The 12121-nt window shown below is 58.9% G+C and carries 9 protein-coding genes; 1 reads left to right on the forward strand and 8 read right to left on the reverse strand.

Features of this window, described 5'->3' with window-relative positions; genetic code table 11:
- Window positions 1–206: 206 nt before the first annotated feature.
- The 3 genes from WKI41_RS14190 to epmA all read right to left on the reverse strand — a co-directional run bounded on the left by WKI41_RS14190 (window position 207) and on the right by epmA (window position 2902).
- Complete coding sequence (locus tag WKI41_RS14190; protein ID WP_274103336.1) at window positions 207–398, reverse strand: hypothetical protein; 192 nt, start codon at window positions 396–398, stop codon at window positions 207–209.
- Window positions 399–788: 390 nt separating this feature from the next.
- Entirely contained in the window at window positions 789–1841 is a 1053-nt protein-coding gene (locus tag WKI41_RS14195) for a lysine-2,3-aminomutase-like protein (protein ID WP_340194155.1), read from the reverse strand.
- Window positions 1838–2902: an EF-P lysine aminoacylase EpmA gene (epmA, locus tag WKI41_RS14200; protein WP_340194156.1), complete on the reverse strand. Its 1065-nt coding sequence runs from the start codon at window positions 2900–2902 to the stop codon at window positions 1838–1840. Before epmA ends, WKI41_RS14195 begins: the two co-directional genes overlap by 4 nt.
- A gap of 248 nt (window positions 2903–3150) precedes the next feature.
- On the opposite strand from epmA, the gene efp reads away from it, so the two are divergent.
- The gene (gene efp / locus WKI41_RS14205) at window positions 3151–3720 is read left to right on the forward strand and encodes an elongation factor P (protein ID WP_130976805.1); all 570 of its coding nucleotides are present in this window, start codon (window positions 3151–3153) and stop codon (window positions 3718–3720) included.
- Between the two features lie 512 nt (window positions 3721–4232).
- On the opposite strand, the gene WKI41_RS14210 is transcribed toward efp, so the two are convergent.
- The 5 genes from WKI41_RS14210 to WKI41_RS14230 form a co-directional block, all read right to left on the reverse strand.
- A complete protein-coding gene (locus tag WKI41_RS14210; RefSeq protein ID WP_340194157.1) occupies window positions 4233–5681 on the reverse strand; it encodes an efflux transporter outer membrane subunit in 1449 nt (482 codons plus the stop codon).
- Window positions 5682–5826: 145 nt separating this feature from the next.
- Window positions 5827–8913, reverse strand: a complete 3087-nt coding sequence (locus WKI41_RS14215) for an efflux RND transporter permease subunit (protein WP_340194158.1) — start codon at window positions 8911–8913, stop codon at window positions 5827–5829.
- 58 nt (window positions 8914–8971) lie between these two features.
- Entirely contained in the window at window positions 8972–10171 is a 1200-nt protein-coding gene (locus WKI41_RS14220; protein WP_340194159.1) for an efflux RND transporter periplasmic adaptor subunit, read from the reverse strand.
- A gap of 182 nt (window positions 10172–10353) precedes the next feature.
- Window positions 10354–11013 (reverse strand): TetR family transcriptional regulator, encoded by a 660-nt coding sequence (locus tag WKI41_RS14225; RefSeq protein ID WP_340194160.1) that lies wholly within the window; start codon window positions 11011–11013, stop codon window positions 10354–10356.
- A 2-nt stretch (window positions 11014–11015) separates the two neighbouring features.
- Window positions 11016–11966, reverse strand: a complete 951-nt coding sequence (locus WKI41_RS14230) for a phosphoribosylaminoimidazolesuccinocarboxamide synthase (RefSeq protein WP_340194161.1) — start codon at window positions 11964–11966, stop codon at window positions 11016–11018.
- Window positions 11967–12121: the final 155 nt, after the last annotated feature.

A 12121-nucleotide genomic window follows, 5' to 3' on the forward strand; every position in this document is an offset into this window, starting at 1 on the left:
GTGTTACCCATGTCTCCGGTACAAAACGTCACCTATCTCTCAAGTCGGACAAACCTCATATGGCCGGGTCCATAGCCAACTCGTCATCTGCGTTCAGTGATGAAATTTGCAAAGAAATGCCTGAAAATCAAAAGGCGATGCCTGTTCAAACGGGCATCGCCTTTATCGTTCTTGAGAAGTGGTTTCGTAACAGGCTGGAGATGGGCTCAAACCAGCGCTGCCACGTTGCGGTTGCGCACGAGGTTGCGGATGGCAACGCGCACGTCTTCGGCGCTGTCGAAGCGCTGTTCGTCCAGATCATGGACGTGGAACTTGACCGCGATGAACTTCAGCCGGTTGTTATCCGGTACGACGATACCGACAGGTTCGCCAGCGAATTCAATAACTTGCTTTTGCATGATGCATACTCCCGCTGTGGCTTGCCTGCACAGCATTTTGTCGAATTGAATGAATTGAAAATTTGAGGGGACTTAAAAAGTCACCACATTCGACAGCAGCGGGAACACGTGGATTTGTGCCCGGCATTCGAGATCCGATGACCTAGGAGCGCGGCAATGCGCGTAAATTTCGACATGACACTCTCCTCTGCTCGTGTTGACCCGGAATACCGAAGAATCACTCTCCAGTTGAATCACTGATATCCCGGTTTTGCCTCGAAATCAATGATTATCAATATAGGTAGAATATTTTTCTTTATGATGACAGGACGGGGGCGGAAATGTGAAATTTTTGTTTATCCGGCTTGGTTGTGCCAAAGCGGCGGAAACCCCGAAGTTTTTGTCCCGAACTTAATCTGCCGATGGTGGATAGAGGTGATCGTTCCCGTTGAAATCGGAGACGGCGTAACAACCCTCGGCCTGTTTCGTCGCCGCATTCTGACCGATGACGGCTTTTCCGTGGCCGCCTGGAATATCCAGCACGTAAGTGGGCTGGCAAAGACCTGACACATGGCCGCGCAAGGCCGAGACGATCCGCTGTCCCTCTTCGATGCTCAGCCGGAAGTGGCTGGTGCCGGGGGCGAGGTCGGGGTGGTGCAGGTAATATGGCTTGATGCGGTTTTCGACGAAGCTGCGCATCAGCTCTGCCAGCACGGCCGGATCGTCATTGATGCCCTTCAACAGCACCGTCTGGCTGACCATGGCAATGCCGGCATCCACAAGCCTTGCGCAGGCGGCGCGCGCTTCGTTCGTCATCTCGCGTGGGTGGTTGGCATGCAGCGCCACATAGGTGGTCTTGCCGCTGGCCTTCAGGGCTCCAATCAGATCGGCATCGATCTTCTGCGGATCGACCACCGGCACGCGGGTGTGGAAGCGCACGATCTTCACATGCGGGATGGCGCTCAAGCCGTGCATGATCGTCAGCAGACGGCGCGGTGACAGCACCAGCGGATCGCCGCCGGTGAGGATCACTTCCCATATTTCCGGGCGGGCGCGGATATAGTCGAAGGCAACAGAGAGCGTATCCGGGCTCATCATGCCATTACCGTCCGGTCCCACCATTTCACGGCGGAAGCAGAAGCGGCAATAGACCGGGCAGACATGCACGGCCTTCAACAGCACCCGGTCGGGGTAGCGGTGCACGATGCCGGGCACGGGGCTATGCGCCTCATCGCCGATCGGGTCGGCACGCTCCTCGTTCGTCTGATACAGCTCGGCCTTATTCGGGATGAATTGCAGGCCGATTGGATCTTGAGGATCGGCGGGATCGATCAGCTTGGCCACCGTCGGCGTCAGCGCCACGGCATAACGTTCCGCCACCGGGCGCACGCGCTCCAGCGCGGCCTCGTCGATCAAGCCGGCCTCGTAGAGATCGTCCAGCGATTTCAGCGCGCGTGTCGTCATGATCCATAGGCCGCGACGGGCGCCCACATCACGAGGTCTATTCTCGGCGCGCCGGTTGCCAGCATCACCAGCCGGTCGAAACCAAGCGCGATACCGCTGGCTGGCGGCATGATGGTGAGCGCTGCCAGAAGCTCTTCATCGATCGGGTAGGTCTCGCCATAGATGCGGCTCTTTTCCTGCATCTCGATCTCGAAGCGGCGGCGCTGCTCGTCGGCATCCGTCAGTTCGCCGAAGGCGTTGGCAAGCTCCACGCCGCAGGCATAGAGTTCGAAGCGCTCCGCCACGCGAGGCTCGCGCGCCGAGCGGCGGGCGAGGGCTGCTTCACTGACGGGATATTCGTCCAGGATCGTTGCACGACCAAAACCAAGTTCCGGCTCGACCTTCTCGACAATGATGCGGCTGAAGATATCGGCCCAGCTGTCATCCTGCGCGGTGCGGATGCCGGCGGCCTTTGCCAGTCGGTCCAGATGGTCGCGGTCGTTCTCGCCATTGGCCGACACTGTTGCGAGAAGGTCGATGGCCGCATAGCGCTGAAACGCCTCGGCCACGCTCAGGCGCTCCGGCGCCAGGAACGGGTCCATCTCGCGTCCGCGATAGGCAAAGCGTTTGGTCTTCGCCGTGTCTGCGGCGAGCGCCAGAAGCTCGGCGCTGTCGGCCATCAGGCTCTCATAGGTCTCGCCTGCGCGGTACCATTCCAGCATCGTGAATTCGGGGTGGTGCAGAGGCCCGCGCTCGCGGTTGCGATAGACATGGGCAAAGCAGGCGATGCGCGTCTCGCCTGCGGCCAGCAGCTTCTTGCAGGCAAATTCCGGCGATGTGTGCAGATAAAGGGGCGCGTTCTCGCCGCTCGTCGTAATCCCCGTCGTGGCAAAAGCATGCAGATGCGCTTCGTTTCCCGGCGAAATCTGCAAGGTGGCGGTATCGACCTCGATGAAATCGCGCTCGGCAAAGAAGGTGCGGAAGGCGCGCTGGATGGCATTGCGGCCCATCAGGAAGGGGCGGCGGTCCATGTGGACGTCCGGCTGCCACCAGGCTGAGGTTTTGTCTGCGCGCGTGCTCATCTGCCCGTCTGTCCGCTGTCTCTTTTGACCTTGGCGTGTCTCAACGCCTGCTAATCCGCTGGTTGAATGTCTGTTTCAGAGACACCCGTTTGAAAACCATATGACAGTTTTCGCTTCGCGTGTCTGAAAGGCTGGCAATTCTCCCGGAATTAAGGTAGTTGCGCCCCAGAAAACAGACAAAACGTCCATCGGGTCAGTGCAGCCGCGCCGTCCTTACGACGCATTTCATTGAGTTACAAGGAAATCATATGGTCAAGGTTATCGCCTCATCCGTCCGCAAGGGCAATGTTCTCGAAGTCGAGGGCAAGCTCTATGTCGTTCTCACGGCCAATAACTTCCACCCCGGCAAGGGCACGCCCGTGACCCAGGTGGACATGCGCCGCATCGTCGACGGCGTGAAGGTATCCGAGCGCTGGCGCACGACCGAGCAGGTCGAGCGCGCTTTCGTCGAAGACCTGAACTTCCAGTTCCTCTATGAGGACGGCGAAGGCTTCCACTTCATGAACCCGGAAAACTACGATCAGGTGGTCGTCGATGCCGAAACCATGGGTGACCAGAAGGCCTACCTCCAGGAAGGCATGACCTGCGTTCTCTCCATCCACGAAGGCATCCCGCTCGCCATCGAGCTGCCGCGCCACGTGACGCTGGAAATTGTCGAGACCGAGCCGGTCGTCAAGGGCCAGACGGCATCGTCTTCCTACAAGCCCGCGATCCTCTCCAACGGCATCCGCACCATGGTCCCGCCGCATATCGACGCCGGCATCCGCGTCGTGATCGCCACGGAAGACAACTCCTACGTCGAGCGCGCCAAGAACTAAGCGCGAGCAGGTGTTTGCGACTGAGAAGCCTCGGAGCGATCCGGGGCTTTTTTTGTTTTTTGGGAAGTTGGCGAACTCGGCATCGTTGAAAAGATGGATCCTTGGCTCAAGGCCACTGCGGTCCGGTTTAAATTGAGATATCTGTATTGGGCGAGAGGGTTGCTCTTTCCGTGACCCCACTTTGGCTCATTCGGTCGTCCGATGAGACGTGCCGCACCCCCCCTCTGTCCTACCGGACATCTCCCCCTCAAGGGGGGAGATCGAACTGGTGCACCGCCTTGCCCCAAACTGCGGTGAGTGGTGAGATGTAAAATGCAAAGAGTGCCTGTTGCCGATCTCCCCCCTTGAGGGGGAGATGCCCGGCAGGGCAGTGGGGGGTGAGCCGCAAAGGCTTCGCCAACCTCTGCGGCTGAACCCCATGATACGTCTTCACCTTGGGCCGCCACTCCGTACAAACAAAAATCCCGCAGCCAGGGCCGCGGGATTTCAAAAGCACCGGAATGGTGAAGCGCTTACATGCCCTTCGGCACGTTGGACGCCACCTTGACGGCTGCGACCGAGTTCGGCGATCCCACGGCATAGCCGCCGCCGAGTGCGACGCTAAGCGCCACGTAATCCTGTGCGGCCTGCTGAACAGCGGTTGCCAGGTTGGCTTGTGCGTCGGAGACGTTGCGCTGAGCGTCGAGTACGTCGAGCAGCGAGGAGGCGCCGTCGCGGTAGCTGGCGGTCGCAAGCGACAGGGCTTCCTTGTAGGAATTGACCGTCTTGCGGTAGGCGTTGACCGTCTGCTGGTCACGGTTGAGCGCCGTCAGGGCGTTTTCGACCTCTTCCACGGCGTTCAGCACTGTGGACTTCCACGCGAGGTACTGTTCGCGGGCAACCGACTTCTGAATGTCGACGCCTGCGCGCAGAGCGCCACCATCGAGGATCGGCAGCGTGATGGTCGGGCCGAAGCCCCAGCCATTCGAGGTGCCGCGTGCGCCACCGCTGATGCGGGTGTAGCTTGGCGTGATCGAGCCGCTCAGCGTAATGCTTGGGAAGAGCTGCGCTTCGGCAACGCCGATATTGGCAACGGCTGCGGCCAGCTGACGCTCGGCTGCGCGGATGTCCGGACGGTTGCGGATCAGGTCTGCAGGAATACCGGTGCGCGGAATGGCGCGGGCGACAGGCTGGCGTGCGCCGCGCTGCAGTTCGACGACCAGCGAATCGGCCGGCATGCCAAGAAGGGTGGCAATGCGGTGTGCGGCACGGCGGTAGTTGGTTTCAAGCGTCGGCATCTGTGCCAGCGTCGAGTTGACCAGACCTTCGGACTGGACGACGTCGAGACGGGAAGCTGCACCAGCTTCCAGCTGAAGTTTGGTCAGATCCAGCGTTTCGCGGCGCGAGCCGAGGTTCTGACGGGCAATAGCCAGACGCTCCTGATAGTAGCGCACGTCGATGTAGGCAGAGGCTACGGAGGAGATCAACGTCAGGCGCTGAACGTCTGCCGATGCGTAGGCTGCGTCGAGCGAGGCGGCAGCGCTTTCCTTTTCGCGACGGTAGCGACCGAAGAGGTCGAGCAGCCAGGATACGTTGAAGGCGTTGCTGGTCGTGTTGCTCACCCGCTCATTGTTGCTCGGCAAGCTGCCCTTGCTGCCAGAGGTTTCATGACGGAAGGTGGAGCCGAGCTGCGGGAGCGAGCCTGCGCCAGCAACGGTGATGTTCGATTCCGCCTGGTTGATACGCTCGATCGCCTGCAGAACAGTCAGGTTCTGCGACAGGCCGGTCGAAACATAACCATTCAGACGGCTATCGTTGAATGCGGTCCACCATGCAACCGTGGCGATGTCGCCATTGCTGGTCTTGCTGCCTTCGGAGAATTTGGCTGGCAATTGAGTTTCCGGCGCCTTGTGGTCAGGGCCGACAACGCAGCCCGAAAGCAGGAGAAGCGTCAGAGGAATGGTCGCACGAAGTGACAGCATGTGGTTATCCCGGTTTGTGTAGCGCACTGGGCGCTCCTCAGTCGAAGCGAGCGTCGCGTTGCCGTGTGCTGAAGGAGGGGCAGCTTTCGAATCCGCCATACTTCTATCAGCCTCGTTTCGCATTGCTAGCATATTTTAACTGTTGTTAACGTTTAGAAAGCCGCCTGATAATGACGAAGAACGATGGAACGAAGAAAATTCCGAGGAGTGTTGCAGAAAGCATACCACCCAACACCCCAATACCGATCGCATTCTGCGCCGCAGAGCCCGCACCGCTGGCAATAGCGAGCGGCACGACGCCTAGAATGAAGGCGAGCGATGTCATGATAATCGGGCGAAGGCGAAGCTTGGCTGCTTCCAGCGTTGCCTCGAGCAGGCTCAATCCATGTTCCTGCCTCTCCTTTGCAAACTCGACAATGAGGATGGCGTTCTTGGCGGCAAGACCGATCGTGGTCAGCAGGCCGACCTTGAAATAGACGTCGTTGGACTGGCCGAAGAAGTGGGCGGCGGTGACCGCACCCAGCACGCCGACTGGCACAGCCAGAATGACCGAGAACGGGATCGACCAGCTTTCGTAAAGAGCTGCAAGGCACAGGAACACGATCAGGACAGAGAGCGCATAGAGAAGTGGCGCCTGCGAACCCGACAACCGTTCCTGGTAGGAAATGCCCTGCCACGCCACCGTGTAGCCACCCGGCATGCTTGCCGTCAGCCGTTCCATTTCATTCATGGCGTCACCGGAGGCAACGCCTGGACCTGCGGCGCCATCGAGCGAGATGGCACTCGTGCCGTTGAAGCGCGCAAGGGTCGGTGCGGCATTCACCCAGCTGATATTGCTGAAGGAGGAGAAAGGTACCATCTCGCCACTGGCATTGCGGGCATACCAATGCTTCAGATCGTCCGGCTGCATGCGGTAGGGTGCGTCACCCTGCACATAGACCGGCTTCAATTCGCCGTTCAGCGTGAAGTCGTTGACGTCGCGGCCGGCAAAGATGGTCGAGAGCATCAGGTTGACCGAAGCCAGATCGACGCCCATCGCGCCCATCTTTTCCTTGTCGAGATCGATCTTCATCTGCGATTCGGCATCGCGGCTGTTGGAGCGCAGCGAGCTGATATTCGGATTGCCGTTGGCAAGCTGGATCAGTTCCTTCGAAGCGTTGGTCAGCGCAGCGGTTCCGTTACGGCCACTATCCACCAGATACATGGAGAAGCCGCTGGAGGTGCCCAGACCCTGGATTGCCGGTGGCAGAAGCGGGAAGACCTGCGCATCGCGGAAGGACAGGAAGGTACCCATTGCGCGCTGGACGATGGCTGCGGCATGTGCTTCCGGTGCCGTGCGCTCGGAAAAATCCTTCAGCTTGGTGAAGACCATGGCGTTGTTCTGGCCAGACCCGCCGAAGCTGAAGCCAAGCACGCCGAAGACGGATTCGACATTGGCGGCTTCCTTCTCCCGGAAGTAGCTTTCCACCTGCTTCACCACCTCGTTGGTGCGCTCCGTCGTGGCGCCAGTCGGCAGCTGCACGATGGTCAACAGCACGCCCTGGTCTTCCTGCGGCAGGAAGGAGCTTGGAAGGCGGGTGAAGAACCAGGCGCAACCGCCCAGCACGATGAGGAAGAGGATGGTGACGCGCACCGGGCGCTTCAGCAAATGGCCGATGCTGCCGACATAGCGATCTGTCGTGCGGCCGAAATTACGGTTGAACCAGGCGGCAGGGCCGCGGTCCTTCTTGGCATGGACGGGCTTCAGCATCGTGGCGCAAAGCGCTGGCGTCAGCACGATGGCTACCACGGCCGACAGCAGCATCGCCGAGACGATGGTGATGGAGAACTGGCGGTAGATGATACCCGTCGAGCCACCGAAGAAGGCCATGGGAATGAAGACGGCAGTCAGGACCAGCGCAATACCGATGATCGCGCCGGTGATCTCGCCCATCGACTTTTCCGTCGCCTCGACCGGGGAGAGACCTTCCTCCGACATGATGCGCTCGACGTTTTCGACGACGACGATCGCGTCATCCACGAGAAGACCGATGGCGAGCACCATCGCAAACATGGTGAGCGTGTTGATCGAATAGCCGGTGAGCGCAAGGACACCGAAGGTACCAAGCAGAACCACGGGTACAGCGATCATCGGAATGAAGGTGGCGCGCAGGTTTTGCAGGAAGACGAGCAGAACGACGAAGACGAGCACGATAGCTTCGATCAGCGTGTGGACGACCTTTTCGATCGAGAGCTTGACGAAGGGTGTCGTGTCGTAAGGATATTCGATCACCACGCCTTCGGGCAGCGAGCCCGCAACGCTGGTCAGTGCATCCTTGACGCGCGCGGCGGTGTCCAGTGCGTTGGCGCCGGTCGCAAGGTTTACCGCGAAGCCGGCGGATGGACGACCGTTAGAGCGGGAATCGCCGCCGTAGCTTTCCTGGCCGATTTCCACACGCGCCACATCGCTCAGACGAACGGTGGCGCCGTCCTTTTCCACCTTCAGGATGATGGATTCGAAATCGGAAACGGTTGTCAACTGGCTTTGCGCCGTGACGGTGACATTGAGCTGCTGACCCTTGACGGCGGGCTGCGCGCCGAGCGAACCAACCGAAACCTGGGTGTTCTGGGACTGGATCGCGCTCGTCACGTCGGCGGTCGTCAACTGATACTTGTTCAGCTTATAGGGATCGAGCCAGACGCGCATGGCGTATTCTGAGCCGAAGACGTTGATGCTGCCCACACCTTCGAGGCGCTTGATCTGGTCTTCGACGCGGGTGGAAAACACGTCGCCGAGATTGGCGGAATTGCGCTTGCCATCGGTGGAGATCAGTGCGCCGACCATCAGGATCGACGAGGTGGAGCGGCTGACTTCGATGCCCTGCTGCTGCACCACGTCAGGAAGCTGCGACTGAACGAGCTGAAGCTTGTTCTGCACCTGAACCTGGGCAATATCCGGCATGATGCTGTTGCCGAAGGTGAGCGTGACGGTCGCGCTGCCGGTCGATGATGTCGACGTCATGTAAGTAAGATCGTCGAGGCCGGTCATGCCATCCTCGATAATGGTCGTCACCGATTTTTCCACGGTCTCCGCACTCGCACCATTATAAGAGGCGCTGATGCGCACCGTGGTCGGCGCGATATCCGGATATTGCGAAATCGACAGGGTGAAGATCGCCAAGACGCCGCCAAGCATGATGACGATGGCAATGACCCAGGCAAAAACAGGGCGCTTGATAAAGAAGTGAGCCATCAGGACTGCGCCTTATCTGAATTGAACAGTTGAACCGGACATCTGGGTGATGCCGGTCTTACTTGGCGGGCGCAGCAGGCTGTGCCTGCTTTTGCGGAACCACGATGCCGCGATCGTCGATGGTGGCTTCGACCGGAGAGATCGTTGCGCCATCGGCAATCCACTGGAAGCCGTCGACGATCAGCTTGTCGCCGTCCTTGACATTTTCCGTCACAAGCCAGGAATTGCCGGACTGACGGCTATTGGGGAAGGTGCGGGTCTCGACCTTGTTCTCCGCGCCGACGAATTTTGCCGTCAACTCGCCATTGGCGTTTCGCGTGGCCGCTCTTTGGGGAATGAGGAAGCCTTTTTCCTTGCCTATGGCGAGCGTGGCGCGCACATACATGCCCGGCAGGATGACGTCGTTCGGGTTGTCGAACAGAGCGCGGATGGAGAAGGTGCCGGTCGTTTCGCTGACCGCCATGTCGGACATGTCGATCTTGCCGTCCTGCTTGTATTCCGTGCCGTCTTCCAGCGTCAGGTGAATGCCGGCCTTTTTCTCCCCGCTGCCGATGGTTCCGGCCGCGATCGCGTCGCGCAGGCGAAGCAGGTTGGTGCTCGATTCGATCAGGTCGATATAGATCGGGTCGATGCGGCGCAGCGTCGTCAGCGCCGTCGTCTGATTTGCCGTCACCACATTGCCGACAGTGACATTGGTAAAGGAGACGATGCCGTCAAAAGGCGCGCGCACCTTGGTGAGATCGAGATTGATCTGCGCCGTCTCAAGCGCTGCACGTGCCTGCGCCACATCGGCCTGCGCCTGGGCAAGCGTGGTCCGGGCATTTTCCAATTCGATCTGCGTCGCACCGCTGTTGACGAGGCGCTCGTAGCGGACGAAGTTCGCCTGAGCTGCGGGAATGCTCGCTTCTGCCTTGGCAAGAGTCGCCTTGGCCTGCGCGACTTCGGCCCCATAGGTGTCGTCTTCGATCTGATAGAGAACCGTGCCCTGCTTGACTTCGCTGCCTTCCTTGTAGGGAATTTCGCGGATGATGCCGGAAACGCGCGGACGGATATCGGCGCTCTGATAGGCGCTGGCGCGACCGGGCAGCACGGTGGTCAGCGGATTTTCGCTTTCCTTCATGGTGATGACGCTGACGGGCGATGGAGGACGCTTCGCCTGCTGGGCGCCAGCATCCTTACCATCGCCGCTATCGCTGCAGCCCGAAAGGACGCCTGCCATGAGAACCGTTGCAAATAGGGCTTGAAGGCGTCGTGTCATCAATTTTCTCATATTGGAGTATGAAGGACTATGGCTGCGGTCGATCGGTCTTTTTAAAAAAAATGGGCCGCCGGTGGGAGACGGCACTTGCACTCGTCTTGTCTGGAAGTCTGAACGACGCAACTATCCCGTCAGATCAGGCCAAGCTTGAAAATGTTGCAAGTGACGTAAATTTAAAATCGTCACTTTTCAAGAGCGTATTTCAGCGAACGGTCAATCAGCATAACCACATCCTCGCATCGTGTTGCTAAAATGCCAACATCTTCGCGGGAAATCAGCAGGGGATGCAACACGCAGGACAGCACGGTTAGCGCCAATGCAGCTTCTTTTACCGGGTCGGCATCGCGGTAGACACCCTGTTTGATGCCATCGCCGATAATGGTGGCGAATTGCTGCGTCAGTACCTGATGGTAATGCGCGCCGCAGGACAACTCGCGCTTCGGCGTCTGCAGGAAGACGTCGATCATGTAGGGATTGTCGGTCAGGTCGTTACGATGGATTACCATCAGCGTGCGGACCAGCGTCAGCATACGATCATGCGGCGTATGGGTTTCGTCGAGGAGATGCATCTTCTCTTCGAAGACTTTGATGCGTTGAAGCATGATCGCATCGACCAGCGCGATCTTGGAATGAAAGTGCTTGAACACGTTGGCAGGCGACATGCCGAGTGCGGCTGCGATATCGGCAATCGCCACGGCAGAAAAACCCCGTTCGCGAAACAGCCGGTCGGTCATCACCAGAATATCGCGGCGGGTTTCTTCGCCCGATCGCCGCGGACGGGTGGCCTTCTTCGCCACCGCCTCACCGCTTTTCTTCAAATTGCTATCGGCAACCTTGGTCACATTCAGGCTCCGGGGAAATAGGGCTCCAGGTTCCGTCTCACTCTTTCAAGCGGTGTCGCGTCTTCGTCATTTGGCGTAAAGGCCTGGCCTGTAATGCGCTCATAGGCCTCCATATAGACACGTGACGTCTGCAGAACCAGTTCCTCCGGGATCTGCGGGATCTCATCCTTATAGGGATCGCAGCGCTCGGCAACCCAGGCGCGGACGAAATCCTTGTCGAAGCTGACGGGGCGGCCACCGGTCTCGAAGGCGTGTTGATAGCTATCCGCCATCCAGTAGCGGCTGCTATCGGGCGTGTGAATCTCGTCAGCCAGAATGATCGTGCCGTTTTCATCGGTGCCAAACTCATACTTGGTATCGACTAGGATGAGCCCTCGTTTGGCCGCAACCTCCTGACCGCGCTTGAACAGCGCCAGCGCATAGGTGGAGAGCGTCTGCCATTGCTCTTCGGTCAGAAGCTTCTTCTCGACAATCTCGGCCGGCGTCAGCGGTTCGTCATGGCCACCGTCGAATTCCTTGCTCGTGGGGGTGATGATCGGTTCTGGCAGTTCCTGGTTGTCCTTCATGCCGTCGGGGAAGGTCACACCATACATGCTGCGCTCACCCTTCTTATAAAGCGTCAGGATAGACGTGCCGGTGGTACCCGCCAGATAACCGCGAACGACGATTTCGACGGGTAGGATATCCAATCGCTTGCCGATAACCACATTGGGGTCAGGATAGGAGACGACGTGGTTGGGGCAGATATCCTTGGTCTCTTCGAACCAGTAATGCGCGGTCTCAGTCAATACCTGTCCCTTATAAGGAATGCAGGTCAGGATACGGTCGAATGCGCTCAGCCGATCAGTGGAGATGATGATCCGGTTGCCGTCCGGCAGGTCGTAATTCTCGCGGACTTTGCCACGATAATAGTTGGGAAGTTCAGGGATGACGGCTTCTTTCAGGATACGCACGGGCTTTCCTATCTCTCACAAACATGGCTGGACCGGCCATAGTCGATGGCTGGGCGATAAAACAACCCTATCCGATGTTGGCAAAGGGGAAAATAGAAAGGTCGCGGGTTGCGGATTTGATGGCTTCCGTTAGGTGAGTTCGAAATTTCTTCACT

It is taken from the genome of Agrobacterium larrymoorei (genome assembly GCF_037722385.1).
Lineage (GTDB): Bacteria > Pseudomonadota > Alphaproteobacteria > Rhizobiales > Rhizobiaceae > Agrobacterium > Agrobacterium larrymoorei_C.

What these genes read in the sequence shown, in the direction of transcription:
- WKI41_RS14210 (WP_340194157.1), bottom strand. Translation starts at nt 5,681, where the DNA reads ATGCTGTCACTTCGTGCGACCATTCCTCTGACGCTTCTCCTGCTTTCG.
- WKI41_RS14195 (WP_340194155.1), bottom strand. Translation starts at nt 1,841, where the DNA reads ATGACGACACGCGCGCTGAAATCGCTGGACGATCTCTACGAGGCCGGC.
- epmA (WP_340194156.1), bottom strand. Translation starts at nt 2,902, where the DNA reads ATGAGCACGCGCGCAGACAAAACCTCAGCCTGGTGGCAGCCGGACGTC.
- efp (WP_130976805.1), top strand. Translation starts at nt 3,151, where the DNA reads ATGGTCAAGGTTATCGCCTCATCCGTCCGCAAGGGCAATGTTCTCGAA.
- WKI41_RS14215 (WP_340194158.1), bottom strand. Translation starts at nt 8,913, where the DNA reads ATGGCTCACTTCTTTATCAAGCGCCCTGTTTTTGCCTGGGTCATTGCC.
- WKI41_RS14190 (WP_274103336.1), bottom strand. Translation starts at nt 398, where the DNA reads ATGCAAAAGCAAGTTATTGAATTCGCTGGCGAACCTGTCGGTATCGTC.
- WKI41_RS14220 (WP_340194159.1), bottom strand. Translation starts at nt 10,171, where the DNA reads ATGACACGACGCCTTCAAGCCCTATTTGCAACGGTTCTCATGGCAGGC.